Origin of the sequence: Streptomyces sp. NPDC097107 (assembly GCF_044762405.1) — a bacterium.
Classification (GTDB): domain Bacteria; phylum Actinomycetota; class Actinomycetes; order Streptomycetales; family Streptomycetaceae; genus Streptomyces; species Streptomyces thinghirensis.
In genome coordinates this window covers 540,000-564,889 of the sequence record NZ_JBIWEF010000004.1, presented here as the reverse complement: position 1 = coordinate 564,889, position 24,890 = coordinate 540,000, and the positions used below count along the sequence as shown (strand labels likewise).

The window sequence follows — 24,890 nt, the reverse complement described above, 5'->3', positions numbered from 1 at the left end:
CCCTCAGCGGCCCTGGTACTTGGCCGCCGTCGAGCGGGTGGTGCCGAGCTTGCCGTAGAGCTTCTTGCCGGGGCAGCTCGTGGCGAAGCCGTCGCGGTGACCGGAGATGACGTTCAGTCGTACGTTCTTACCTTTTCGGTAGAGATTGCCACCACCGGACCTCAGGTATGTCTTTCCGCGCGGATTCATGCCGTACAGGCCGACCTTCCACGCGGTGAGCCGGGCAACCGCCTTGACGGCGGCGGACGACGGCTTCTTGGAGCCGTATGTGCCGAGTACCGCGATGCCCATGCTGTTGGAGTTGAACCCCAGGGTGTGGGCGCCCAGTACCGCCTTGGACACGCCCCCGGCGCGTCCCTCGTAGATCTTTCCGCACTTGTCGACGAGGAAGTTGTAGCCGAGGTCACGCCAGCCCATGCTGTTGACGTGGTAGCGGTAGATGCTGCGAATGACTGACGGCGCCTGCTTGCAGGTGTAGTTGTTGCCGGTGGCCGAGTGGTGCACGAAGGCCGCCTTGACCTTGCTGGTGTACACGAACTTCTTCTCGCGCAGCTTCTCGTTGGCGCCCCAGCCGCGGCGCGTGGTGATCTTCGGGCGAGGGCCGACGTACGGCTTGGCCTGCTGCTGGGTGGCGAGTTCGGCCTGGGTCTGCGCCCGGCTCAGGGCCGGGATCTCGGTGGCGCCGAGCGGGGCGAGGCCTGCGTTGGCTGCGGAGGCGGCGACGGCTTCCGCGGACTCGGCGGTCATGCCGGTGGTACGGGGGGCCTCGTCCGGTCCGGGGGCCGCCTCGGGCGGGGCGCCCTCGCCCGGGTTGACGAGTTCGAGGCGCATGCCGGTGGGGAGGGGGGAGGCGGCGGCCGGAGCGGCTGTGGTCGCCCTGGCGGCCTCCGGGATGCGTTCCGCTCGTACCCGTACCTGCACGCCGTCGGACTCGCCCACCCACAGCGGGGCGGTGGCGCCGCGGACGCGGCCCGAGGTGCTCTCGGGGGTGCCGGGGTCGGCCGCGTGGTCGGCGTTGTGGGCCTCCAACTCCTGCCAGCCGGACCAGTTTCCGGTGGCGGTGGCGCGGGTGCGGACCTGGACGTGGCCGTGGAGTTCGGTGTCCGGGTCGTCCCAGACGAGACCGACCAGCGAGAAGTGCCGTACGTCCCGGCGGGGTACGCCCTGTTCGGCGGCGCCGGGGGCTCGGTCGCGGGTGAGGGGGGCGAGGGGCAGCGACTGAGTGCCGCCGGGGACGTACGCCTCGGACTGCGCCGTTCCTCCGCTTGTGGGCGGAACGGCGGAGGGGGCTGCCGCCGCCGCGGGCGGGGCGAGCGGAAGGGCCAGGGCGGCCGCGCACGTGACACCGATCGAGGAAGCAAGGAATCCACGCATGCTCCCGATCGTGGACATCACCGTACAAATCTGTCCAACCGTGATCTGACGGGCTGTAGGGCGTTTTCGTCCGAACCGGTGGCGGTGCGGTACGCCGTACGCTCGGTGCCCGCCCGTGGGCCCGCGTACGCTTGGGCGGGTGAACGCGACCGACCGCACCCCTGCCGACCTGCTGAGTTCCGCGCTCGCCGCGGACCCGGGACGCCCCCTGGTGACCTTCTACGACGACGCCACCGGCGAACGCGTCGAACTGTCCGTGGCCACCTTCGCCAATTGGGTGGCCAAGACCGCGAATCTGCTCCAGGACGAACTGTCCGTCGAACCCGGCGATCGGGTCGCGCTGCTGCTGCCCGCGCACTGGCAGACGGCCGTGTGGCTGCTGGCGTGCGCGTCGGTGGGTGTCGTCGCCGACGTGGGGGGTGATCCGGCGACGGCCGACGTGGTCGTGAGCGGGCCGGAACCGGAGTCGCTGGAGGCGGCGCGGGCGTGCTCGGGGGCGCGGGTGGCACTGGCGCTGCGCCCGCTCGGAGGGCGCTTCGTGCCGCGAGCGCCGGAGGGCTTCGCCGATTACGCGGTGGAGGTGCCGGGGCAGGGCGACCGGTTCGTGCCGTACGCGCCGGTGGATCCGGAGGAGCCCGCGCTGATCGTGGCCGGGCGGGAGTTCAGCGGGGCGGAGGTCGTGGAACGGGCCCGGGCGGAGGCGTCGGGCCTCGGGCTCACGGGGCCGGGGGCGCGGATTCTGTCGGGGTTGCCGTACGACACGTGGGCGGGGCTGAGCGCGGGGCTGTACGGGCCGTTGGCCAGCGGGGGGTCGGTGGTGCTGTGCCGGCATCTGGAGCTGGCGGAGGCGGGGGTCGTGGACCAGCGGATCGAGTCGGAGAAGGTCTCGGCGACGGCGCGGTGAGGTGTCTGCCGGGGCGGTGACTCGGCGTTGGGTGAGGAGGCGGGGCGGGCGTTCACCCGGGGGTGACGGGTCGTCCGGCATGGGTGTCGGGCGACGGCGGGCGCATGCCCGGCGTCGGTTGTCCGGCGTGGGTGTCGGGCGTGGGTGTCGGGCGTGGGTGTCGGGCGTGGGTGTCGGGCGAGGGCGGGCGCATGCCCGGCGTCGGTCGTCCGGCGTGGGTGTCGCGAAAAACGGGCGCACACCCGGCGTTGACGTGGCGCCCGGCGTCGTTTAGGCGCGGGGTGGGTGCGCGTGGCGCATGGGCGCGCGTGGCGCATGGGCGGTCGGCGCCCCGCGTCGCGTATCGACGCGACCCGGCGGACTGCGTGCCGGGAGTACCCGTGGACATCGGGGCGACAGCGCCCGGGGACGCCGGGGCGGACCCCTGCCCGTGGACGTGAGAGCGGGCGCATGCCCGTGCCGGCGTCGGAGCGGGCGCGCGCCCATCGGCGTGGAGCCACACCGTCCGTAGGCGTCGAAGCCGCAACGCCGGTGGGCACCGGGGCGGCCGCGCCCGTGGGGAGGCAGAGCGGGGCGGCCGCGCGCCCGCGAGGACGCCGGAACGGGCCCGCGAGGGCGTCGGAGCGACCACGTTGGAACGGGCCCGTGGCCGTGAGGGCATCGGAGCACGCCCCCGCCCGTGAGGACATCGCAACAGACCCCGCCCGTGAGGGCATCGGAGCACGCCCCCGCCCGTGAGGGCATCGGAGCACGCCCCCGCCCGTAGGCGTCGGCGCGGCCCCGTACCCCGTTCGGCTCAGCCCCGTTCCCCCTCCAGCGCTTGCTCGGGTCATGGTCGTAGGAGCGCACGTGTGCGGGACGGAGGGAGACGTGAGCGATGACGACGCAGGCGCGCCCTTCGGCGGGGGCGCCGGCAAGGGGGGCCCGGCGTCCGGGGCGGGGGCGTCCGCGACCGGGGACGGGCTGAGGCGGCGGCGTCGCAGGCGGCGGCTGAGGCGTTCCGGGATCGTGGTCGCCGTGCTGGCCGTCGGTGCCGTGGGGGCCGGGTGGGCGGTGTACGCCAAGCTGGACGGCAACATCACGTCGGACGAGGCGGCGGCGGCCGAACTGGCCCGGTACGAGAAGGAGCGGCCCACCTCGCTGGTCCGCGGCGCCCGGAACGTACTGCTGATCGGGTCGGACTCGCGCTCCGGCGACGGCAACGCGCGCTACGGCCGGGACACCGGTACCGAACGGTCGGACACCACGATCCTGCTGCACCTGGCCGCGGGCCGGGACAGCGCCACCGCCGTCTCCCTCCCCCGCGACCTGATGGTGGACGTGCCCGACTGCCGCCGCCCCGACGGGGCACGCACCGAGCCCGTCCTCGCGCAGTTCAACTACGCCTACGAGGTGGGCGGTTCGGCGTGCTCGATCCGTACGGTCGAGAAGCTGACCGGTGTCCGGATCGACCACCACGTGGTCGTCGACTTCCAGGGCTTCAAGGAGCTGGTCGACGCGCTCGACGGCGTCGAGGTGTGCCTGCGGAAACCGGTCGACGACAAGGACGCCAAGCTGAGGCTGCCCGCGGGCCGGGTCACGCTCGACGGGGAGCAGGCGCTCGGCTACGTCCGCGCCCGCAAGTCGCTCGGTGACGGCAGCGACACCGACCGGATGGACCGGCAGCAGCGTTTCCTGGGGGCGCTCGTCAACAAGGCGCAGAGCAATGGCGTACTGCTGAATCCGATGAAGTTGTATCCCGTTCTGGACGCGGCCACGTCGTCCCTCATGACGGATCCGGACCTGGCGAGTCTGCGTGGTCTGTACGACCTCGTACGGGGGCTGCGCGGCATTCCCACCGAACGCGTGCAATTCCTGACCGTTCCCCGGGAGTCGTACGCGGGCGACGCCAATCGCGACCAACTCGTGGAGCCCGACGCCGAGAAGCTGTTCACCCGCCTGCGGACGGACGAACCCGTGGCGATCGCGACGACGGCCGAGCCGGACGCGCCGACCGGTTCCGGGGGCCCCCGGGAACCCGGTGACGGTGATTCCCCGGCACCGACGTTCAGCGGGAACACCGCCGCGGACGACGTCTGCGAGTAAAGCGCATTCCAAAACGCCGCATGGCGGGCGCGGTAGAGCGGACAATTGTCCAAGGAATGCGCCGTATTGCCCAGTTGTAAGGTTCGTGGAATGTGTCACCGCCGTCGCCCCGCACCGAACAGGGCGGTTAATGTGAGCGCTCCGGTGTGCCCGGCCACGAGGTTCTGCCCGAGGCCGAGCACCGAGTGAGCAAGACCGGGCGCCTTGAGGGGAAGGCACCGCGTGGCCCCGACGGAGGATTCGGACAACCGTGGACGCGCAAAGCCGTGGGCGGGCGGAGAACGTCGACCCCGCAGACCAGTGGGTACTCAATCCGGACACCGGCGAGTACGAACTGCGACTGAGCCCTTCCGCACCGCAGTCGACCGTCCCGGGCCCCCGCGGTGCACGCCGCCGCGGCGCACAGGCGTCGGCCCCCTCGACCGCCCCGGAACGTGAGGCTCCCCCTCCCCGCAGACGCCGTACCGCGCCCGAGGAGCCGCCGCCCGGACGGCGCGGTCGCCGACGGCCGGCGAAGGAGAAGCCGAAGGGCAAGAAGGTCCTGCTGTGGACCGGCGGCACCATGGCGTTCGTCGTCCTCGCCGTCGGCACGGCCGGATACCTCTATCTGGAGCACCTCAACGACAACATCAAGTCCGTCGCCGACGACGGCGCGAGCACCGGTGGCTTCCAGAAGGACAGGGCGATCAACATCCTGCTGATCGGCACCGACAAGCGCACCGGAGCCGGCAACGAGGGCTACGGTGACGCGGGCAGCGCGGGCCACGCCGACACCACGATCCTGCTGCACGTCGCCAGGGACCGCTCCAACGCGACCGCGCTCAGCATCCCCCGCGACCTGATCGTCGACATCCCCGACTGCCCGACCACGCAGGAGGACGGGTCCACGAAGGTCATCCCCGGCTCCACCGGCGTCCGTTTCAACACGAGCCTCGGCCAGAGCGGCCGTACGCCCAGCTGCACCATGCGGACCGTCACCGAGCTGACCGGGGTCACGCCCGACAACTTCATGGTGGCCGACTTCAACGCGGTCAAGACGCTCACCACGGCGGTCGAGGGAGTCGAGGTGTGCCTGGCGAAGGCCATCGACGACCCGGACTCGCACCTGAACCTTCCGGCCGGCAAGCACACGATCGAGGGCGAGGACGCCCTCGCCTTCGTGCGCACCCGGCACTCCGTGGGCTTCGGCGGCGACCTGAGCCGCATCGAGATCCAGCAGCAGTTCCTCAGCGCGCTGATGCGCAAGCTCAAGTCCAACGACACGCTCACCAGCCCGTCGAAGATGGTGAAACTGGCCGAGGCGGCGACCGAGGCGCTGACCGTCGACTCCCAGCTGGACAGCATCGGCAAGCTGAAGGACCTCGGACTGGAGCTGGGCAAGCTCGACACCAAGAACCTGACCTTCGCCACGGTGCCGGTGAAGGACAACCCGGCCGAGCAGGTCAAGGCGACCGTCGTCCTCCAGGAGGAGCCGGCCCAGCAGGTCTTCGACATGATCAGGAACGACGTCTCCTTCACCGAGGTCAAGAAGAAGGAGTCGGAGAAGGAGAAGAAGGAGAAGGCCGCCGTCGCCGCCCGGCTGGAGGGCGAGAAGTCCGAGCCCTCCGAGATCCGCGTCCGCGTCATGAACGGCGGCGCCTCCGGCGGCAGCGCCCAGCGGGAGCTGGCCTACCTCCAGACGGAGGCCGGTGTGACCAAGTCGGAGAACGCGGGCAACGCCGACGCGGAGATCGCCAGGACCACCCTGGAGTACGCCCCCGACCAGGCCGACCAGGCCCGCGCCCTCGCCGAGATCCTCGGCCTGTCCGGCGCCGCCATGAAGCCCGGCGAGAGCGTCACCAACGCCCAGGGCCTGCCCACCATGACCCTCACCCTCGGCAAGGACTTCAAGGGCGCCGGCGTCAAACTCGACGCCGCCTCCGCCAAGGCTCCCGAAGAGGTCCAGAAGTCCACCGCGGACAAGGTCGAGTGCGCGAAGTGACCTGACGGGTTCCACGTGCGTCTGACAGTACGGCAGTCCATCGGTGCGCCCGGGAGACGGCTGGGACGGGAGCAGCCCTGCGGGACGCGAGCAATTCGTCGGGGCCGCCGTACAGCCAACGAGGGCGCCCGTACGTCCAACTGTGCGAACGGGCAGTGCGCGCAGGGGCGTTCGCGGGTCCGCGGGTGGGGAGAGGCATGACGCAGAGCAGTGTGCACGGGGAGGGGACACGACCGGGCACCGTCCGGCGCGCCCGGGGTGCCCGGGGCGAGGGTGACGCGGGTGGCGCGGGCACGGGCGGGCCGGGGGGCCCGGGCGGCCCGGAGGGCCCCGGCGGCGGGAACGGCAGGCGGTCCGGGCCGCGGCGGACCGGACGCCGGCATCGCGCGCTCCGATGGTCCGCGACGACCCTCGCGGTGCTGATACTCGGGACGGCCGGCGCCGGATACCTCTATTACGGGCACCTGAACGGCAACATCGAGAAGGGCGAGCGCAGCAGCGGCGACTCCAAGGCGCACAGGGCCGAGCCGAACGCGGCCGGGCAGACGCCGCTGAACATCCTGCTGGTCGGCTCCGACAGCCGCGCCTCCGATGCCAACGTGTCGCTGGGCGGAGGCAGGAACCACCGGGACAACCCGCCGCTGGGCGACGTGCAGATGCTCATCCACCTGGCCGCCGACCGCAAGAGCGCCGCGGTCGTGAGCATCCCCCGCGACACCCGGGTCGACATCCCCGGGTGCACCGACCCGGCCAGCGGCGAGAAGTACCCGGCGACCAACACGATCATCAACGAGTCGCTGGGCCGCGGCGGCGCCGGCTGCACCCTGGCCACCTGGGAGAACCTCACCGGCGTCTACATCGACCACTGGATGACGATCGACTTCGCGGGGGTGGTGTCGATGGCGGACGCCGTCGGCGGGGTCGAGGTCTGTGTGAACCACGACGTGTGGGACCGCCCGCTGCCCGGTGTACCCGGCGGCTCGGGTCTCAAGATGGAGGCCGGCCGGGAGAAGGTGCGGGGCGAGCAGGCGCTGCAGTGGCTGCGTACCCGGCACGCCTGGGGCAGCGATCTGCTGCGGGCCAGGGCCCAGCACATGTACATGAACTCGATGATCCGCACCCTGAAGGGGCAGAACGTCTTCACCGACACGGGCAGGCTGATGGACCTGGCCGAGGCGGCCACGAAGTCCCTGACGGTCTCCGAGGAGATCGGCACGGTCAGGAAGCTCTACGACCTGGGCATGCAGCTCAAGACGGTGCCGACGGACCGCATCACCATGACGACGATGCCCACCGTTCAGGACTCGCAGAACGCGAACCACCTGCTCCCGGCCGGCGACGACGCGGAGCGGGTGTGGGCGATGCTCCGCGACGACGTGCCCTTCGACGACAAGGGCGCCAAGGGCGGCGGCGAGGGCGCCGGCACCGGGGCGGACGCCGGAAAGGACAGCGGAAAGGACAGCGGGAAGGGCTCCGGGGAGGAGCCCGCCGAGGACTCCGCCGCCCCCGACTCCGAGATCGGCGTCAGCGTCCGGAACGCCACCCGCTCAGCCACCCTCGGCCCGGTCGGCGGCCGTGCGGGCGCGGTCGCCCAGGCACTGGTGCGGAAGGGCTTCGCCAGGGCGGTCAAGGACACCTCGGCCGCACTGTCCGAGGAAAGGACCGTGGTCCGCTATCCGAGCGCCGGGGCGGCGGGCGACGCCCTGCGCGTCGCCGAGTCACTGGGAATTCCGGCGAGCGCGGTGCGGAAGTCGGCCGCCGTGTCCGGGATCACGCTGGTCGTGGGAGCGGACTGGCGCTCCGGCACGTCATACCCGGAACAGAAGACGCCCGAGGCCGGAGAGCTGCCGGACAACAGCGACGCCATCAACGGCTCGGACACCAGTAAGTGCATGGACGTGTACAAACCGTACCGATGGTAGGAGTTCCGGAAAATAGGAGGGATTGCCCTGTTGTAGGGGAGCCGAATGTGGCGCCGGTGTCGTTCGACGCTGAACCGGACGGATAGTGTGAGCGCTCCGGTGCCCCCGCCGCGAGGTCCGCCCTGGCGTCGTGCACATGTTGACCCTTTATCGTGCGCCTTCCGGCAGAAGGTGCCGCGTGGCCCCGACGGAGGATTGGGAGACCGTGGACGCGCAAGGACGTGGGCGGGCAGAGGACGTCGATCCCGCAGATCAGTGGGTACTGAATCCGCGCACCGGTGAATACGAACTGCGACTGCCTTCTTCCGCACCGCAGTCACCCGTGCCGGGCCCCCGCAGGCCCGCCCCCCGTGACACCGGTGCCCCCTCCCCCGCCGACGGCGGCACCACCGGTTCGGCACGGCGTACGACCGCGCCCGGCCGGGAGGTCCCGCCCCAGCGGCGGCGCCGTCCGGCGCCCGAGGAGCCGGCGCCGGGGCGGCGCGGGCGCCGGCCGGCGAAGAAGAAGTCGAAGGGCAAGAAGGCCGTGCTGTGGGTCGGCGGCTCCACCGCGTTCGTCGTGCTCGTGGCCGGCCTCGGCGGCTACGTCTACCTCAAGCACCTCGAGGGCAACGTCGCGACGACGGACGTCGGCAGCGCCGGAAGCAGCAGCTTCAGCAAGGACGAGGCCTTCAACATCCTCATCCTCGGCACCGACAAACGCACCGGAGCCGGCAACGAGGGCTACGGCGACGCCGGCAGCGTCGGCCACGCGGACACCACGATCCTGCTGCACGTGGCCAAGGACCGCTCCAACGCGACCGCGCTCAGCATCCCCCGCGACCTGATCGTCGACATCCCCGACTGCGAGACCAAGCAGGAGGACGGCTCGACGGAGATCGTCCCCGGGGAGCAGGGCGTCCGCTTCAACCGGAGCCTCGGCGAGGGCGGCCGGAACGCGGGCTGCACCATGCGCACCGTGAAGGAGGCGACCGGCATCCAGCCGGACCACTTCATGATGGCCGACTTCAACGCGGTCAAGACGCTGACCACCGCCGTCGACGGCGTCGACGTCTGTGTGGAGAACGCCGTCGACGACCCGAAGTCCCACCTCAAGCTGCCCGCGGGCGAGTCCACGGTCGAGGGCGAGCAGGCCCTCGCCTTCGTCCGTACCCGGCACGCCTTCGGCAACCAGGGCGACCTGGACCGCATCGAGGTGCAGCAGCAGTTCCTGGGCTCGCTCATGCGGAAGATGTCCTCCAGTGACACCCTCACCAGCCCCACCAAGCTGGTGAAGCTGGCCGAGGCCGCCACCAAGGCCCTGACCGTGGACGAGCCCATCGGCAACGTGGGCACGCTGAAGGACGTCGCCCTGGAGCTGAAGAAGGTGCCGCCGAAGAACATCACGTTCCTCACGGTGCCGGTGATCGACAACCCGGCGGAGAAGGTCAAGGCGACGGTCGTCCCCAAGCCGTCAGAGGCGCCCCAGGTCTTCGACATGATCAAGAACGACATCTCCTTCACCGAGGTCAAGAAGAAGGAGAAGAAGGAGGCCGCCGCCGTCGCCGCCCGCCTCGAGGGCGAGAAGTCCGACCCGTCCGAGGTACGCGTCCGCGTCATGAACGGCGGCGCCCCCGCCGGCAGCGCCCAGCAGGAACTCTCCTACCTCCAGACGGACGCAGGTGTCACCAAGTCGGAGAACGCGGGCAACGCCGACGCGGAGATCGCCAGGACCACCCTCGAGTACGCCCCCGACCAGGCCGACCAGGCCCGCGCCCTCGCCGAGATCCTCGGCCTGTCCGGCGCCGCCATGAAGCCCGGCGAGAGCGTCACCAACGCCCAGGGCCTGCCCACCATGACCCTCACCCTCGGCAAGGACTTCAAGGGCGCCGGCGTCAAACTCGACGCCGCCTCCGTGGAGACGCCCGAGGTGGAGAAGTCCACGGCCGACCAGAAGCTGTGCGCCAGTTGACCTGACGGGCCCGTCGTACGTCTCACGGGACGGCGACGGGCCCGCGCCGCGGCGCGGAGGTGGGAGGGACCGAGATGACGCGAAGCAGTGTGCAGGCGGAGGACGCGCGCCAGGGCGCGACCGACGCCCCCGAGCGCGCCGAGGCGGACGGGAAGACGGAGAGCGAGGAGGGTGACGGCGGCGCCGAGGCGGGCAGACGCCGGCCGCGCAGAGGGCGCCGGGTGCTCCGCTGGACGGCGGTGACGCTCGCCGTGCTCATAACCGGTACGGCCGGCGCCGGTTACCTCTACTACGAGCACCTCAACGACAACATCAAGAAGGACGCCCTGAACCTGGGCGACAACAAGGTCGCCGCCCCGACGCCGAACGCGGCCGGGCAGACCCCGCTGAACATCCTCGTCATCGGCTCGGACGCGCGGGACAGCGAGGCCAACCAGCAACTCGGCGGCGCCCGCGAGACGTTCGGCTCCACGCCGCTGGCGGACGTGCAGATGCTGGTGCACCTGTCCGCCGACCGCAGCAACATGTCGGTCGTCAGCATGCCGCGCGACACCCTCGTGAAGATCCCCAAGTGCACCGACCCGGACGACGGGAAGGTCTACCCGGCGAGCGAGGGCCGGGTGATGACCAACCGGAGCCTCGGCCACGGTGGCCCCGGCTGCACGGTGGCCACCTGGCAGGAACTGACCGGCATCCGCATCGACCACTTCGTGATGGTCGACTTCGCGGGCGTGGTGTCGATGGCGGACGCCGTCGGCGGCGTCCCGGTCTGCGTGGACGCCAACATCCACTCACGCGACGGCGAGGGCCACGGCTCCGGCCTGAAGCTGGAGAAGGGAACGCACCCGGTCAAGGGCGAGCAGGCCCTGCAGTGGCTGCGCACCCGCTACGGCTTCGAGGACGGCAGCGACCTCGCGCGGGCCAAGGCCCAGCACATGTACCTGAACTCGATGGTCCGGACGCTGCGCGAGAACGCGACCCTGAGCAGCCCGAACAGGCTGCGCAGGCTGGCCGAGGAGGCCACCCGGGCGCTCACGGTCGACCCGGGCCTGGACACCGTCAGGAAGCTGTACGACCTCAGCGACGAGCTGCGCAAGGTGAAGCCGGAGCGCATCACCATGACCACGATGCCCAACCGGTACGTGGGCGCCCGCGTGGAGCCGACCGAGGACGCGGAGCAGCTGTTCCGGCTGGTGCGCGAGGACGTCGCGCTGGACGGCAAGGACACCGGGAAGAAGGCGGCCGACGAGAAGACGGAGGTCTCGGACGACCCGGCCGCCGCCGACGACGAGATCGCCGTCCAGGTGCGCAACGGCACCCGGACGGACCGCCTCGGCGCGGCCCGCGGACGCGCGAACACGGTCACGGGGCTGCTGGTGGAACAGGGCTTCGCCAAGGCCGTCGCCGACCCGTCGGTGCTGCCGAGCGAGGACCGTACGGTCGTCCGCTACCCGAGCGCCGACCTGGAGGGCGACGCGCAGCGGGTCGCCAAGGCCCTGGGGATTCCCGCGAGTTCGGTGCAGCGGTCGACCGACGTCTCGGGTGTCACGCTCACCGTGGGCGCCGACTGGCGCGAGGGGACGACGTACGAGGCGCCCGCGTCCGACGACCGGACCCCGGAGTCGGCCGAGGCCCTCAACGGCGCGGACGAGAGCGCCTGCATGCACGTGAACCCGGCGTTCACCTGGTCCTGAGCCTCGTCCTGAGCCCGATCCGGCCCGGCGTCACCTGGTCCCGGTGTCACCTGGTCCCGGCGGCGTCGGTGTCGGCGGCCGGCCGCACCGCCGGGCGCCGCGAGGCGATGACCTTCCTGGCCAGCGACTTCGGGCTGGTCAGAAAGCCCCAGCCCCACGACATGTGCATGGTCGCCAGCGCCACAGGGATCTGCGCCCGTGCCTTCAGCCCCAGCCCCTTGCCCGCCGGGACCGAGCCGGCGGCGATCGCGGCCAGGTAACCGCCGGGCACGACGAAGCCCCACGGGGTCAGCGCGACACCCACCACGACACCGGCCGCGATGGCGCACACGGCCGCCGGCGGGGCGAGGTAGCGCAGGTTGATGGAGCCGGAGTGGTAGCGGGCGACGACGTGCCGCCAGCGGCCGTAGTCCTTGTACTGCTTGGCCAGCGCCCGCACGGACGGCCGCGGGCGGTACGACACCTTCAGCTCCGGCGAGAACCAGATCAGGCCGCCGGCCTCGCGGATGCGGAAGTTCAGCTCCCAGTCCTGGGCGCGGATGAACTCCTCGTTGTAGCCGCCCTGCCGCTCCAGCGCCTCGCGGCGGAACACCCCCAGGAACACGGTCTCGGCGGGCCCTGCCTCCCCGCCCGTGTGGAAGGCGGCGTTGCCCACGCCGATCTTCGACGTCATCGCGGCGGCGACGGCGTCCTCCCAGGCGTTCTCGCCCTCGGCGTGCATGATGCCGCCGACGTTCTGCGCGCCGGTCTCCTCGAGGAGCCGTACGGCCGTGGCGATGTAGTTCGGCGAGAGCATGCCGTGGCCGTCGACGCGGACGACGACCGGGTGGCGGGAGGCCTTGATGGCGGCGTTCAGCGCGGCGGGCGTACGGCCGGTGGGATTCGGCACGGTGTGCACGCGCGGGTCCTCGGCGACGAGTTCTGCGGCGATCTCGTCCGTACGGTCCGCGGAGGGACCGAGGGCGATCACGACCTCCATCTCGCCGGCGTACTCCTGGGCGAGGATGGCGCGGACGGAGCCGCGCAGATGCCGCTCCTCGTTGAGGACGGGCATGATCACGGAAACGGCGGGCGGCCGCACGTCGGACTTGGCGTTCATCGGTGCTCACGTTACCGCGAACGGGGGACACGGGTGCGCGCCGCGGGGGTCACAGCCCCGGGCAGCAGATCGTATCGGCCTACGGTGCTCACGGATCCCACGCCCGGCCGCACGGCCCGTCCCCGCGGAGGTGTCACCTTGCCCACGCCGCCCCGCTCCCCCCGGGTCCCGGCCGCGTCCCCCCGTGGCGGCCCGCCACCGCAGCGCGGCGGCCCGCGTCCGTCCCGCCGCCCGCCGAGGCCCCCCGTACGGCGGAAGAAGCCGCGCTGGGCCGTGCGGGCGGTGACCGCTCTGTCCGTGGTGGTGCTCGCCTCCGCCGGGATCGGGCACGCGGTGCTCTCCGGCCTGGACTCGGACATCTCGCGGGTCGACGCCTTCAAGGACATGAAGAACCGGCCGCGGGCCGGCGACGGAATGAACGTCCTGCTGGTCGGCACCGACGGCCGTGACCGGATCAGCGAGGAGGAACGGCGGAAGTACCGCCTCGGCGGCGCGCCCTGCCACTGCACCGACACGATCATGATCGTGCACATCTCGGAGGACCGGGAGCACGCGAGCGTGGTCAGCCTGCCGCGCGACTCCTACGCCGAGACGCCCGACCACACCGACCGCACCACCGGTGAGCACCACAAGGGGCACCCCCTCAAGCTGAACGCGGCCTACGCGGAGGGCGGCCCGCAGCTGACCATCCGCACCGTGGAGAACATGACCCGCGTGAAGATCGACCACTACCTGGAGGTCGACTTCACCAGCTTCATGAAGACGGTGGACGTCCTCGGCGGTGTGCAGATCTGCACCGTTCAGCCGCTCAAGGACAGCTACACCGGGCTCGACCTGCCGGCCGGCACCCACGAGCTGACGGGCGGGCAGGCGCTGCAGTACGTCCGCGCCCGCCACCTCGACGGGGCCTCGGACCTGAGCCGGATGAAGCGCCAGCAGCGCTTCCTGGCCGCCCTGATCGACCGGGCGACCTCCTCGGGGCTCCTGCTGAACCCGCTGAAGTTCCGTGACGTCACCCAGGCGGTGCTGGGCTCGGTGCGGGCCGACGAGGGCTTCGGCACCGACGAGTTGCTGGCCCTCGGGCGGGCGATGCGGAACTTCTCGCCGTCCTCGTCCGAGTTCACCACCGTGCCGATCGGGCAGATGGGCTACGCCGTCAAGGGCGTCGGCTCGACCCTGAAGTGGGACCCTGCCAAGTCCGAGCGGATCTTCGACGCCCTGCGCGAGGACGAGCCGCTGGCCGCCCCCAGGCCGAAGCCGAAGGGCCCGGCGCCGGTCCGGGTCCCGGTGGACCCGAAGCAGATCCGGGTCCAGGTGGAGAACGGCACGCACACGCGAGGGCTCGGCAAGCGGGTCGACGACGCGCTGGCGGCGACCGGGTTCCGCACCACCCGCGCCCCCAGGAACGCCACCGACCGCGCGGTCCGGCGGACCGTCGTCGCCTTCGACCCCCGCTGGGACCGCTCGGCGAAGTCGCTGGCCGCCGCCCTGCCCGGCAGCGAGCTGCGGCCGGTCAAGGGCCAGGGCCCGACGCTGAAGGTGGTCGCGGGCGCCGACTTCAAGCAGGTCGTGAAGGTGAAGCCGGCGGACCCGCCGCAGGAGTCGGGCACGGTGGTGCGCGGCGACGAGGTGGTGTGCGGGAAGAAGTGACCCGCCGGGGCCCCCGCGGCCTCAGTTGCCGGAGACGGTGACTTTCTCGTCGTTCTTCAGCTGCTCGACCAGCTTCTTCACCTTGGCCTCGTCCCACTTGAGGTTTCCGCCGACGCTGCCCGAGACCGGCATGTTCATCGACGTGCCGTCACCGCCGCTGACGCTCTTCATCGCCCAGAACATGCTCGCCAGATCGAACAGGCCCATGTCCTTGTCGACGACGAGGGAGTCCAGGCCGGCGCCCATGGTCGGGTACAGCTTGAACGGGTTGAGGACGGTCGACGGGGTGGCCACCTGGCTCGCCAGCGCCGACAGGAACTTCTGCTGGTTCTTGGTGCGGTCCAGGTCGGAGCCGGCCAGCGCGTACCGGGTGCGGACGAAGGCGAGGGCGTCCTGGCCGTCCAGGGTCTGCCTGCCCTTCTTGAAGTCGGCGCCGGACTTCGGGTCCTTGATGTCCTGCGGGATGTCCATCTCGACGCCGCCGACCGAGTCCACGATGTTCGCGAAGCCGGCGAAGCCGATCTCCACGTAGTGGTCCAGGCGCAGCCCGGTGTTGTGCTCGACGGTGCGCACCAGCAGCTCGGGGCCGTCCTCCGCGTACGCGGCGTTCAGCTTCACGTGCCGGCCCGTGCCCTGGTACGTCTTGCCGGACTCGGAGCCGACGAAGCTCGGGATCTCCACGTCCGAGTCACGGGGCAGCGAGATCAGTGTCGACCCGTTGTCCCCGGTGTGCAGGATCATCATCGAGTCGGTGCGCTTGCCCTCGGCGGAGCCGGTGTGCAGGTCCTTCTTCTGCTCGGCGGTCATGCCCTCGCGGCTGTCGGAGCCGACGATCAGGTAGTTCGTGCCCTCGCCGGCGCCGGGCCGCTCGATGACCTTGGACAGGTCGACCTCGCGGTTGAGCTTGGAGTCGGCCCAGAAGTACGTGCCGACGGTGGTGACGACCAGCGCCGTCACCAGCGTGATCGCGGTCCACTTGATCCGGCGGCGCCAGTCCGGCGCGGGCCGGCCCGGGCCGGGACCACCGGGGCCGCCAGGGCCGTGGCCCCGGCCGCCCGGGCTGCCGTAGACCTGGCCGGTGTTGTAGCCGCTGTCGTACTGGTCCTGGCCGCCGTGGCCCTGGCCGTCGACGTACGACGGCTGCTGCGGCACCCCGGCACCGTACGGCGGTGCGGACGGGCCCGGGCCGGGCGGCGGCGCCTGGCCGCGGCGGACCTGCCGCATCACGCGCGCGCTCTCGGGCCGTGCGCTCGCGCTGCCGCGTCCGTACCGGCCGGCGCGGTTGTCACCGGACCATCCCTCGGGCCAATCATTCATGCGCACCAGTGTGCAGGTCCGCGCCACGGGCCATACAAGGGTCGTCGGAAAATCAGGTCAGTGCTGTTGCGAAGCTGACACAAATTACTCGGATGTCGTCCCGGCATAAGGTGGAGGCCATGACAGACCAGGCAGAACAGGCCTCAGCCGCGCAGTCGGCGACTCCGGAGATCCCGGGCAAGCCGACCTCGGCGTCCCGCACCACCCTCAGCCACATCATGACCCACGGCGACACCAACCTCCTGGGCACGGTGCACGGCGGAGTGATCATGAAGCTCGTCGACGACGCGGCGGGCGCCGTGGCCGGCCGGCACTCGGGCGGCCCCGCCGTCACCGCGTCGATGGACGAGATGGCGTTTCTCGAACCGGTCCGCGTCGGCGACCTCGTCCATGTGAAGGCCCAGGTCAACTGGACCGGCCGCTCCTCCATGGAGGTCGGCGTCCGGGTCCTGGCCGAACGCTGGAACGAGTCCACGCCCGCCACCCAGGTCGGCTCGGCGTACCTGGTCTTCGCCGCGGTCGACGCGGACGGCAAGCCGCGCACGGTCCCGCCGGTCCTCCCGGAGACCGAGAAGGACAAGCGCCGCTACCAGGAGGCCCAGATCCGCCGCACCCACCGCCTGGCCCGCCGCCGCGCGATCATGGAGCTGCGCGAGCGGCGGGTGGCGGAGGGCTTCGACGACTGAGACCGGGGCCGGCCGCGTGAGCCGTACGACGCCGGTTACGGCAGGTTGCGCGCCATCACGATCCGCTGGACCTGATTCGTGCCCTCGTAGATCTGCGTGATCTTGGCGTCGCGCATCATGCGCTCGACCGGGTAGTCACGGGTGTAGCCGTAGCCGCCGAGGAGCTGGACGGCGTCGGTGGTGACCTCCATCGCGACGTCGGAGGCGAAGCACTTGGCGGCGGCGCCCTGGAAGGTGAGGTCGCTGTCACCCCGCTGGGACTTGGCGGCGGCCGCATACGTGAGCTGCCGGGCGGCCTCGATCTTCATGGCCATGTCGGCGAGCATGAACTGGATGCCCTGGAAGTCGGCGATCGGCTTGCCGAACTGCTTGCGCTCCTTGACGTAGCCCTTGGCGTAGTCGAGGGCGCCCTGGGCGATGCCGAGGGCCTGGGCGGCGATGGTGATGCGGGTGTGGTCCAGCGTCTTCATCGCGGTGGCGAAGCCGGTGCCCTCCTCGCCGATCATGCGGTCGGCGGGGATGCGGACGTTGTCCAGGTAGACCTCGCGGGTCGGCGAGCCCTTGATGCCGAGCTTCTTCTCCGGGGCGCCGAAGGAGACGCCCTCGTCGGACTTCTCGACGACGAAGGCGGAGATGCCCCTGGAGCGCTTGGCGGGGTCGGTGACGGCCATCACCGTGTAGTACTCGGACTCGCCCGCGTTGGTGATCCAGCGCTTGACTCCGTCGAGGACCCAGAAGTCGCCGTCGCGGACGGCCTTGGTCTTCATGCCGGCCGCATCCGAGCCCGCGTCGGGCTCGGAGAGGCAGTAGGAGAACATGCCGTCGCCCTTGGCGAGCGGGGTCATGTACTTCTTCTTCAGCTCCTCGGAGCCGGAGAGGATCACCGGCAGGGAGCCGAGCTTGTTCACGGCCGGGATCAGGGAGGAGCTGGCGCAGACGCGGGCGACCTCCTCGATGACGATCACCGTGGCGAGGGCGTCGGCGCCCGCGCCGCCGTACTCCTCGGGGATGTGCACCGCGTGCAGGTCGTTCGCGGTCAGGGCGTCGAGGGCCTCCCGCGGGAAGCGGGCCTCCTCGTCCACCGCCGCGGCGTGCGGCGCGATCTTCGCCTCGGCCAGCGCGCGGACGGCGTCCCGGAGCATGTCGTGCTCCTCCAACGGGCGGTACAGGTCGAAGTCAGCCGATCCGGCCAAGGTCTCTCACGCTCCAAAACGCTGTGATGCTGGGCACGCTAACTACCGTTAAGTAACCCAAATTTTAGAGCCCCCTCCGCGTCCGTGGATAGGTGAGCTTGACGACAGCCGACCGGGAGACCTGACCGGTGTCCCGGTTATGCTCGGGCGCGCACCTCCGCCGTACACCTCTGGAGCACCCATGGCCCTCAAGATCACCGTGATCGGCACCGGCTATCTCGGCGCGACCCATGCGGCGGCCATGGCCGAGCTCGGTTTCGAGGTGCTGGGCCTGGACGTGGTGCCCGAGAAGATCGAGATGCTCCAGCGGGGCCAGGTCCCGATGTACGAGCCGGGGCTGGAGGAACTGCTCCGCAAGCACGTCGCCGGTATCGAGGGCTCCAGCGGGCGGCTGCGCTTCACCACCGACTTCGCCGAGGTCGCCGCCTTCGGCGACGTGCACTTCCTGTGCGTGAACACCCCGCAGAAGCATGGCGAGTACGCCTGTGACATGTCGTACGTCGAGTCGGCGCTGGCCTCGCTCGCGCCGCACCTGACCGGCCCCGCGCTCGTCGTCGGCAAGTCGACCGTGCCCGTGGGCTCCGCCGACCGGCTGGCCGCCCACCTCGCCGAGCACGCGCCGGCCGGTGACGACGCCGAGCTGGCCTGGAACCCGGAGTTCCTGCGCGAGGGCTTCGCTGTGAAGGACACGCTGCACCCCGACCGGATCGTGGTCGGCGTGCGCAGCGAGCGGGCGGAGAAGCTGCTGCGCGAGGTGTACGCGACGCCGGTGTCGGAGGGCTCGCCCTTCGTCGTCACCGACTTCCCGACGGCCGAACTGGTGAAGACCTCCGCGAACTCCTTCCTCGCCACCAAGATCTCCTTCATCAACGCGATGGCGGAGGTGTGCGAGGCCGCGGACGGCGACGTGGCCAAGCTGGCCGAGGCGATCGGGTACGACGACCGGATCGGGAAGAAGTTCCTGCGGGCCGGGATCGGGTTCGGCGGCGGCTGTCTGCCGAAGGACATCCGGGCGTTCATGGCGCGCGCCGGTGAGCTGGGCGCCGACCAGGCGCTCACCTTCCTGCGCGAGATCGACTCGATCAACATGCGCCAGCGCGGCCAGATGGTGGAGCTGACCCGGCAGGCACTGGGCGGCGGCCCCTTCCTCGGCAAGCGGGTCGCGGTGCTGGGCGCCACCTTCAAGCCCGACTCGGACGACGTACGGGACTCGCCCGCGCTGAACGTCGCAGGCCAGGTGCACCTCCAGGGCGCGCAGGTGACGGTGTACGACCCCAAGGGCATGGAGAACGCCCGGCGGCTGTTCCCGACGCTCGGGTACGCCGACTCCGCGCTGGAGGCGGTGCGGGGCGCCGACGTCGTACTGCACCTGACGGAGTGGCGGGAGTTCCGCGAGCTGGACCCGGGCTCGCTGGGCGAGGCGGTGACGGCCCGGGTGATCCTGGACGGGCGCAACGCCCTGGACCCGCAGGCCTGGCGCAAGGCCGGCTGGACGTACCGGGCGATGGGCCGTCCGACCGCGTAGCCCGTGACCGGGGAACGGGTGACGCCGGTTCGGCCGAGGCTCAGTCGGCCGAACCGGCGTCTTCCGCATTCTGCCCCACGGAGCGGCCCGGCGGCCGGTGAACCGTCCTTGGATCACGCCTCCTTGGACCGGTACCGGCGCATCTTGGCGCGTGCCCCGCACACCTGCATGGAGCACCAGCGGCCGCGTCCGGCCGGGCTGCGGTCGTAGTACGCCCAGTGGCAGTCGGCGGCCTCGCACGCCTTGAGCCGGATCCAGGTGCCCGCGACCAGTGCCTCGGCGACGGCGGCGGCGACACGGGCGGTCAGCGCACCGTCCCGGGCCGGAGCCAGGGCGGCGGAGCCGTCGGCCGGGTCGACCGTCACCACCAGCGGGGCTCCGGCGAGCAGCTCGCCGAGCGGGGTCACCGTGCGGTGCGGCGGGTGGCCGGCGTGGGCGAGCAGGGCCGCGCGCAGGGACTCGCGCAGTTCGCGGGCCCCGGGCACGTCGCCCTCCGGCAGGCCGAACCGCGCCCGGCCCTCCGGCGTGTCCAGGGAGTCGGCGCCCGTCTCGATGTCCAGCGTGTTCACCAGGGTCTCGACCAGGTCCAGGCCTCCCGGTGCGGGCGATCTCTCACTCATGCTTGCGACGTTACCGCCAATGAGGCAGCATGCAGTAACCGTTACTGGTTACCCGCGCTTTGCCGGTAACCGAAGTACGCGGACTCCAAGGAGGAAGTCATGGCTGTCGCCGGACTGGGCGCCGTCGTTCTGGACTGTCCCGACCCCCACGCTTTGGCCCGCTTCTACGCCGACGTCCTCGGCGGCACCGTCGAGGACAAGAGCGACGACCAGTACGAGTGGGTCGACGTGAACCTGCCCGGCGGGCAGACGCTGGCCTTCCAGGGCTCGCCCGGCCACGTACCGCCGAAGTGGCCCGGGCCCGACGGCGCGCAGCAGTTCCACCTCGACCTCGACGTCAAGGACCTGGACGCGGCGGAGGAGGCCGTGCTGGAGCTGGGCGCGAGGCCGCTGGACGCGGAGGACCGGGCCCGGACCTTCCGGGTTTACGCGGACCCGGCCGGGCACCCGTTCTGCCTCTGCGCCTGCTGAGTCCGCCTGCTGAGTCCCCCCGACCGGCCGCACCGGAAGGTACCCCCATGGCACCCGTGGCACGCTTCCGTTCCGTCGTCGTCGACTGTCCCGAGCCGCGCGAACTGGCCCGCTTCTACGCACGGGTGGGCGGCGGCAGCCCCGAGGAGCAGGACCCCGACTGGGTGGTCCTCCAGGTGCCCGGCGGACCGCGGCTGTCCTTCCAGCGGGCGCCGGGGCTGACCCCGCCGGAGTGGCCGCGCGCCGACCGCAACGCCCAGCAGTTCCACCTCGACTTCGACGGCGGGGCGACCTGGGAGGAGATGGACGCGGCGCACGAGAAGGTGCTCGCGCTGGGCGCCCGGCCGCTGGACCTGGAGGACCGGGAGAAGAAGGACTTCATGGTGTACGCCGATCCGGCGGGGCATCCGTTCTGCCTGTGCCGGATCGAGCACGCGTGACGGTTGCCCGCCGAGTCCGGCGAGCCGCTCGGCGTCGTCTTCGGCGAGCCGCTCAGCCGTCGAGTTCGGCGATCGTCGCCGTCGACGGCTCCCGGCGCAGCTGTGCCGCGCGGGCGGTGAAGGCCGCTCCCCGCAGTACGCGCTGGACGTTGCCCCAGGTCAGCAGGGCCACGTCCGCCTCGGCCCAGCCGCGTCGCAACAGCTCGGCGATGAGCCGGGGGTAACAGGAGGCGTCACCGAGCTCCAGCGGATGGGCCGTGCCGGCGTCGTAGGTGCCGGACAGGCCGACGCTCTCCGGGCCGGCCACCGTACGGACGTGGTCGAGGTGGTCGGCGACGTCCCGGACGGTCGGGCCGGTCTGCTCGGCGGTGAGCGGCACCATGCACAGGCCCCCGGCCGCACCCAGCTCGACGAGCAGGTCGTCGGGGAGGTTGGCGGGGTGCGGGCGCAGGGCACGGGCGGCGGAGCGGGTGCACAGCGCCGGCGCCTTGGAGACCGCGAAGTTGCGGCGGATGGTCTCGGCGGAGGCACCCGAGAGGTCGGCGACGACGCCGAGGCGGTTCATCTCGCGGACGACCTCCTCGCCGAACCGGGTCAGCCCCGTCTCGCTCGCCCAGGTCGCCCCGGTCAGCGTGATCACGCGCAGGCCGAGGGCGTACAGGGAACGCAGGATGCCGAGGCAGTCCCCGAGGGCGGCGGCGCCGGCGGGGCCGGGCAGCACGGCGACCCGGCCGCAGTTGCGGGCATCGATGGCCTGCCCGGCGTCGTACGCCAGGCGCAGCCCCTCCGGATGGGCCCGGACGACCATCTTGACCAGGTCCAGCTGCTCCATGGTGGCGCCGACGGCCCGGTCCCCGTCGATGGCGTCGGGCAGGTGCAGCGACCAGAACAACGCCCCCACATGGCCCTCGCGGAGCCGGGGCACGTCGGTGTCGACGGCGCTCTCGCCCAGCTCCAGGTCGTACCAGGGCAGGTGCTTGAGCGCCCAGGGCAGGCCGCTGTAGCCGTCGGCGACGGGGTGGGCGGCCAGTACGGCGTGCGCCCGGGCGAGCGGCTCGTCGTCGGGGTCGGACACCGGCGCGTAGGGCTCCGGCGGGAAGGCCTCCGCGGCAGGCGGCACGGGCAGACCGACGAGCCCGCCGGCCGCGGCGCTGGTGTGCAGGTCGTCCTGGAGGTCTGCCATGGCGGGCTCCGTACGGTCGTCGTGCGTTACCGTCACCGTCGCACGGAGCGGAAAGGGCTTCCTGGTGGGTGGGGCGTTCGGGGGTACGCCGCTCAGCCCCGGGCCGCCGCCTCGATCACCTCGTCCAGGGTGTCCCGGGAGCGGAGCAGGTCGGCGATCATCCGGTCGATGCGGGCGCGCTCGGCGGTGAGGTCGGCGACCAGCTTCGGCGACGCGGCGGTCGAGGGGCCGCCGTCCCCGTCCCGCATGCAGGGCAGGAGTTGCGCGATCTTGGCGCTGCACAGGCCGGCCGCGTACAGCTCCTGGATCCGGATGACCCGGTCGACGGCCGTCTCGGCGTATTCGCGGTGGCCGCCGGGCGTACGCTCGGCCGCGAGCAGCGCCTGCTTCTCGTAGTAGCGCAGCGAGCGTTCGCTGACGCCCGTGCGCCGGGCGAGTTCACCGATCCGCATCCGTACGTCTCCTCCTCGGCCGGTCCCCGGGGCTTGATTCTGACATGGGTGTCAGGTTCTAGCGTACGGGCATGTCGAAAACAACAGCGCTCTTCGCGTCCGCCCCGCTCGGCCCGCTCACCCTTCCCAACCGTCTGGTGATGGCCCCCCTGACCCGCAACCGGGCCGAGGCCGACGGCACCCCGACCCCGCTCATGGCCACCTACTACGCCCAGCGCGCCGCCGCCGGGCTGATCGTCGCCGAGGCCGCGACACCGAACGCGGTCGGACAGACGTACCCGAACATCACCGCCGTCCACAGCGCGCGGCACGTGGCGGGCTGGCGGCAGGTCACCGACGCGGTACGGGAGGCGGGCGGGCGGATGTTCCTCCAGCTCCAGCACGGCGGCCGGGTCGGCCATCCCGCGACCAGCGGGCTGACGCCGGTCGCGCCCTCGCCGGTGCCGCTGCCCGAGACGGTCTTCACGCCCCAGGGGCACCGTCCGGCCGTCGTCCCGAGGGAGATGAACGAGGAGGACGTCCGCACCACCGTCGCCGACTTCGCGCGTGCCGCCCGCAACGCGCTCGACGCCGGGTTCGAGGGTGTGGAGGTGCACTCCGCCAACGGCCACCTCCTGCACCAGTTCCTGGCCGCCAACACCAACCGCCGCACCGACGGCTACGGCGGACCGGTCGCCGCGCGGATCCGGTTCACGGCCGAGGTGGCCGAGGCCGTGGCCGCCGAGATCGGCGCCGAGCGGGTGGGCCTGCGGGTCTCCCCCGGCAACACCGTCAACGGCATCGCGGAGGGCGAGACCGAGGAGATCTACCCGGCGCTCACCGAGCGGCTCGGCGGGCTCGGGCTCGCGTATCTGCACCTGGTGTACGCCGACCCGGACGCGCCGGTGTTCCGGAGGATCCGCGCCGGCTGGCCCGGGGTGCTGATCGCCAACCCGGTGCTGGGCGAGGACCTCTCCACGGGCGCCGTGCGCCGCGCCTCCGGGCGGCTGCTGGCCGCCGGGGCCGATCTGATCGCCCTGGGCCGGCCCTTCCTCGCCAATCCCGACCTGGTGGAGCGGCTGCGGCTGGGCGCGCCGCTGAATCCGGTGCGGGACCGGTACTTCATGTACGTGGGCGGGGCGACCGGCTACACCGACTACCCCGCCCTCGGCGACGCGACCGCTCAGCCGTCCAGTGCTTCGAGCGTGGCGTTGGACGGCCCCCGCGTCGCCTGAAGCCCCCGGGCCACGTCCTCCGCGGCGCCCAGCACCCGGACGGCGTTCTTCCAGGTCAGCTTGGCCAGGTCGGCCTGGGACCAGCCGCGGTCGAGCAGCTCGGCGATCAGGTTCGGGTAGCCGGACACGTCGCTGAGGCCGTCGGGGGTGAAGGCGGTGCCGTCGTAGTCGCCGCCGATGCCGAGGTGGTCGACGCCGGCGACCTCGCGCATGTGGTCGAGGTGGTCGGCGACCGTGGACACCGTGGCGACGGGGCGCGGGGTGCCCTCCTCGAAAGCGCGGTGGATCTTCATCGCCTCGGGGCCGGAGTCGAGGTGGTGGAAGCCGTGCGCGCGCATGTTCTCGTCGGCGGCGGCCGTCCAGTCCACGGCCGCCTGGAGCACGAACTTCGGCACGAACGTCACCATCGCCATGCCGCCGTTGGCCGGCAGCCGCTCCAGCACGTCGTCCGGGACGTTGCGCGGGTGGTCGCAGACGGCACGCGCGGAGGAGTGGGAGAAGATCACCGGCGCGGTGGAGGTGTCCAGCGCGTCGCGCATCGTGGTCGCCGCCACGTGCGAGAGGTCGACCAGCATGCCCTCGCGGTTCATCTCCCGCACGACCTCGCGGCCGAAGGCCGTCAGACCGCCGGCGGCGGGCTCGTCGGTCGCCGAGTCCGCCCACGCCACGTTGTCGTTGTGGGTGAGGGTCAGGTAGCGCACGCCGAGCGCGTACAGCGCGCGGAGCGTGGCGAGCGAGTTGTCGATGGAGTGGCCGCCCTCGGCGCCCATCAGCGAGGCGATGCGGCCCTCGGCGCGTGCGGCCTCCATGTCTGCGGCGGTCAGCGCGGCGCGCAGCTCCTCGGGGTGGCGGTCGATCAGCCGCCGTACGCAGTCGATCTGCTCCAGCGTCGCGGTCACCGCGCCCGGCAGGTCCGAGCGGACGTACACCGACCAGTACTGCGCGCCGACGCCGCCGGCGCGCAGCCGGGCGAGATCGGTGTGCAGGTGGGCGGACTGGTCGGCGGCGATGTCGCGGGCGTCGAGGTCGTAGCGGACCTGCTCGCGCAGCGCCCAGGGCAGGTCGTTGTGGCCGTCGACGACGGGGAACTCGCGCAGCAGCTCCCGGGCCTGGTCGAGGGAGGTCACGG

Annotated in this window: 20 protein-coding genes; 12 read left to right on the top strand and 8 right to left on the bottom strand. The window is 71.8% G+C overall.

Going from position 1 to position 24,890, the window contains the following annotated elements:
• Positions 1-3: 3 nt before the first annotated feature.
• On the bottom strand, positions 4-1,374 hold the full coding sequence (locus ACIQ1J_RS12680) for a peptidoglycan recognition protein (protein WP_403556594.1): 1,371 nt from the start codon (positions 1,372-1,374) through the stop codon (positions 4-6).
• A gap of 139 nt (positions 1,375-1,513) precedes the next feature.
• On the opposite strand from ACIQ1J_RS12680, the gene ACIQ1J_RS12675 reads away from it, so the two are divergent.
• The 6 genes from ACIQ1J_RS12675 (at position 1,514) to ACIQ1J_RS12650 (ending at position 11,911) form a co-directional block, all read left to right on the top strand.
• Positions 1,514-2,278, top strand: a complete 765-nt coding sequence (locus ACIQ1J_RS12675) for a TIGR03089 family protein (protein ID WP_403556592.1) — start codon at positions 1,514-1,516, stop codon at positions 2,276-2,278.
• Between the two features lie 831 nt (positions 2,279-3,109).
• Positions 3,110-4,363: an LCP family protein gene (locus ACIQ1J_RS12670; RefSeq protein ID WP_403556590.1), complete on the top strand. Its 1,254-nt coding sequence runs from the start codon at positions 3,110-3,112 to the stop codon at positions 4,361-4,363.
• A 250-nt stretch (positions 4,364-4,613) separates the two neighbouring features.
• Entirely contained in the window at positions 4,614-6,344 is a 1,731-nt protein-coding gene (locus tag ACIQ1J_RS12665; RefSeq protein ID WP_403556588.1) for an LCP family protein, read from the top strand.
• Positions 6,345-6,541: 197 nt separating this feature from the next.
• Positions 6,542-8,266 carry an LCP family protein gene (locus ACIQ1J_RS12660; RefSeq protein WP_403556586.1) on the top strand — a complete coding sequence of 575 codons (1,725 nt, stop codon included), beginning with the start codon at positions 6,542-6,544 and terminating at the stop codon, positions 8,264-8,266.
• 205 nt (positions 8,267-8,471) lie between these two features.
• Positions 8,472-10,217 carry an LCP family protein gene (locus ACIQ1J_RS12655; RefSeq protein WP_403556663.1) on the top strand — a complete coding sequence of 582 codons (1,746 nt, stop codon included), beginning with the start codon at positions 8,472-8,474 and terminating at the stop codon, positions 10,215-10,217.
• A gap of 74 nt (positions 10,218-10,291) precedes the next feature.
• On the top strand, positions 10,292-11,911 hold the full coding sequence (locus ACIQ1J_RS12650; protein ID WP_403556584.1) for an LCP family protein: 1,620 nt from the start codon (positions 10,292-10,294) through the stop codon (positions 11,909-11,911).
• A gap of 46 nt (positions 11,912-11,957) precedes the next feature.
• Here ACIQ1J_RS12650 and ACIQ1J_RS12645 read toward each other — a convergent pair whose 3' ends face one another.
• Positions 11,958-13,010: a glycosyltransferase family 2 protein gene (locus ACIQ1J_RS12645; RefSeq protein WP_403556582.1), complete on the bottom strand. Its 1,053-nt coding sequence runs from the start codon at positions 13,008-13,010 to the stop codon at positions 11,958-11,960.
• Positions 13,011-13,283: 273 nt separating this feature from the next.
• Here ACIQ1J_RS12645 and ACIQ1J_RS12640 point away from each other — a divergent pair, with 273 nt between their 5' ends.
• Positions 13,284-14,660, top strand: coding sequence for an LCP family protein (locus ACIQ1J_RS12640; protein WP_403556580.1), 1,377 nt, complete (start codon positions 13,284-13,286; stop codon positions 14,658-14,660).
• 21 nt (positions 14,661-14,681) lie between these two features.
• Here the strand turns inward: ACIQ1J_RS12640 and ACIQ1J_RS12635 are convergent, their stop codons facing one another.
• The gene (locus ACIQ1J_RS12635; protein WP_403556578.1) at positions 14,682-15,977 is read right to left on the bottom strand and encodes an LCP family protein; all 1,296 of its coding nucleotides are present in this window, start codon (positions 15,975-15,977) and stop codon (positions 14,682-14,684) included.
• A gap of 119 nt (positions 15,978-16,096) precedes the next feature.
• On the opposite strand from ACIQ1J_RS12635, the gene ACIQ1J_RS12630 reads away from it, so the two are divergent.
• Positions 16,097-16,663, top strand: a complete 567-nt coding sequence (locus ACIQ1J_RS12630) for an acyl-CoA thioesterase (RefSeq protein ID WP_210962889.1) — start codon at positions 16,097-16,099, stop codon at positions 16,661-16,663.
• A gap of 35 nt (positions 16,664-16,698) precedes the next feature.
• Here ACIQ1J_RS12630 and ACIQ1J_RS12625 read toward each other — a convergent pair whose 3' ends face one another.
• Positions 16,699-17,856, bottom strand: a complete 1,158-nt coding sequence (locus ACIQ1J_RS12625) for an acyl-CoA dehydrogenase (protein WP_403556576.1) — start codon at positions 17,854-17,856, stop codon at positions 16,699-16,701.
• Positions 17,857-18,037: 181 nt separating this feature from the next.
• On the opposite strand from ACIQ1J_RS12625, the gene ACIQ1J_RS12620 reads away from it, so the two are divergent.
• The gene (locus ACIQ1J_RS12620) at positions 18,038-19,381 is read left to right on the top strand and encodes a UDP-glucose dehydrogenase family protein (RefSeq protein ID WP_403556574.1); all 1,344 of its coding nucleotides are present in this window, start codon (positions 18,038-18,040) and stop codon (positions 19,379-19,381) included.
• Between the two features lie 113 nt (positions 19,382-19,494).
• Here the strand turns inward: ACIQ1J_RS12620 and ACIQ1J_RS12615 are convergent, their stop codons facing one another.
• Positions 19,495-20,001 (bottom strand): CGNR zinc finger domain-containing protein, encoded by a 507-nt coding sequence (locus tag ACIQ1J_RS12615; RefSeq protein WP_403556573.1) that lies wholly within the window; start codon positions 19,999-20,001, stop codon positions 19,495-19,497.
• A gap of 99 nt (positions 20,002-20,100) precedes the next feature.
• Between ACIQ1J_RS12615 and ACIQ1J_RS12610 the strand changes: the two genes are divergently transcribed.
• Both ACIQ1J_RS12610 and ACIQ1J_RS12605 read left to right on the top strand, forming a co-directional pair.
• Positions 20,101-20,472 carry a VOC family protein gene (locus tag ACIQ1J_RS12610; RefSeq protein ID WP_403556571.1) on the top strand — a complete coding sequence of 124 codons (372 nt, stop codon included), beginning with the start codon at positions 20,101-20,103 and terminating at the stop codon, positions 20,470-20,472.
• A 47-nt stretch (positions 20,473-20,519) separates the two neighbouring features.
• Positions 20,520-20,912 (top strand): VOC family protein, encoded by a 393-nt coding sequence (locus ACIQ1J_RS12605; RefSeq protein WP_403556569.1) that lies wholly within the window; start codon positions 20,520-20,522, stop codon positions 20,910-20,912.
• Positions 20,913-20,964: 52 nt separating this feature from the next.
• On the opposite strand, the gene ACIQ1J_RS12600 is transcribed toward ACIQ1J_RS12605, so the two are convergent.
• The gene (locus tag ACIQ1J_RS12600) at positions 20,965-22,095 is read right to left on the bottom strand and encodes a dipeptidase (protein ID WP_403556567.1); all 1,131 of its coding nucleotides are present in this window, start codon (positions 22,093-22,095) and stop codon (positions 20,965-20,967) included.
• Between the two features lie 92 nt (positions 22,096-22,187).
• The gene (locus ACIQ1J_RS12595) at positions 22,188-22,547 is read right to left on the bottom strand and encodes a MerR family transcriptional regulator (RefSeq protein ID WP_210962879.1); all 360 of its coding nucleotides are present in this window, start codon (positions 22,545-22,547) and stop codon (positions 22,188-22,190) included.
• Between the two features lie 71 nt (positions 22,548-22,618).
• Between ACIQ1J_RS12595 and ACIQ1J_RS12590 the strand changes: the two genes are divergently transcribed.
• Entirely contained in the window at positions 22,619-23,761 is a 1,143-nt protein-coding gene (locus tag ACIQ1J_RS12590) for an alkene reductase (protein WP_210962878.1), read from the top strand.
• Here ACIQ1J_RS12590 and ACIQ1J_RS12585 read toward each other — a convergent pair.
• On the bottom strand, positions 23,710-24,888 hold the full coding sequence (locus ACIQ1J_RS12585) for a dipeptidase (protein ID WP_403556564.1): 1,179 nt from the start codon (positions 24,886-24,888) through the stop codon (positions 23,710-23,712). The two genes, ACIQ1J_RS12590 and ACIQ1J_RS12585, sit on opposite strands and share 52 nt — an antisense overlap.
• Positions 24,889-24,890: the final 2 nt, after the last annotated feature.

What these genes read in the sequence shown, in the direction of transcription:
- ACIQ1J_RS12680 (WP_403556594.1), bottom strand. Translation starts at nt 1,374, where the DNA reads ATGCGTGGATTCCTTGCTTCCTCGATCGGTGTCACGTGCGCGGCCGCC.
- ACIQ1J_RS12670 (WP_403556590.1), top strand. Translation starts at nt 3,110, where the DNA reads ATGGTCGTAGGAGCGCACGTGTGCGGGACGGAGGGAGACGTGAGCGAT.
- ACIQ1J_RS12660 (WP_403556586.1), top strand. Translation starts at nt 6,542, where the DNA reads ATGACGCAGAGCAGTGTGCACGGGGAGGGGACACGACCGGGCACCGTC.
- ACIQ1J_RS12650 (WP_403556584.1), top strand. Translation starts at nt 10,292, where the DNA reads ATGACGCGAAGCAGTGTGCAGGCGGAGGACGCGCGCCAGGGCGCGACC.
- ACIQ1J_RS12645 (WP_403556582.1), bottom strand. Translation starts at nt 13,010, where the DNA reads ATGAACGCCAAGTCCGACGTGCGGCCGCCCGCCGTTTCCGTGATCATG.
- ACIQ1J_RS12635 (WP_403556578.1), bottom strand. Translation starts at nt 15,977, where the DNA reads ATGAATGATTGGCCCGAGGGATGGTCCGGTGACAACCGCGCCGGCCGG.
- ACIQ1J_RS12630 (WP_210962889.1), top strand. Translation starts at nt 16,097, where the DNA reads ATGACAGACCAGGCAGAACAGGCCTCAGCCGCGCAGTCGGCGACTCCG.
- ACIQ1J_RS12620 (WP_403556574.1), top strand. Translation starts at nt 18,038, where the DNA reads ATGGCCCTCAAGATCACCGTGATCGGCACCGGCTATCTCGGCGCGACC.
- ACIQ1J_RS12615 (WP_403556573.1), bottom strand. Translation starts at nt 20,001, where the DNA reads ATGAGTGAGAGATCGCCCGCACCGGGAGGCCTGGACCTGGTCGAGACC.
- ACIQ1J_RS12610 (WP_403556571.1), top strand. Translation starts at nt 20,101, where the DNA reads ATGGCTGTCGCCGGACTGGGCGCCGTCGTTCTGGACTGTCCCGACCCC.
- ACIQ1J_RS12605 (WP_403556569.1), top strand. Translation starts at nt 20,520, where the DNA reads ATGGCACCCGTGGCACGCTTCCGTTCCGTCGTCGTCGACTGTCCCGAG.
- ACIQ1J_RS12600 (WP_403556567.1), bottom strand. Translation starts at nt 22,095, where the DNA reads ATGGCAGACCTCCAGGACGACCTGCACACCAGCGCCGCGGCCGGCGGG.
- ACIQ1J_RS12595 (WP_210962879.1), bottom strand. Translation starts at nt 22,547, where the DNA reads ATGCGGATCGGTGAACTCGCCCGGCGCACGGGCGTCAGCGAACGCTCG.
- ACIQ1J_RS12590 (WP_210962878.1), top strand. Translation starts at nt 22,619, where the DNA reads ATGTCGAAAACAACAGCGCTCTTCGCGTCCGCCCCGCTCGGCCCGCTC.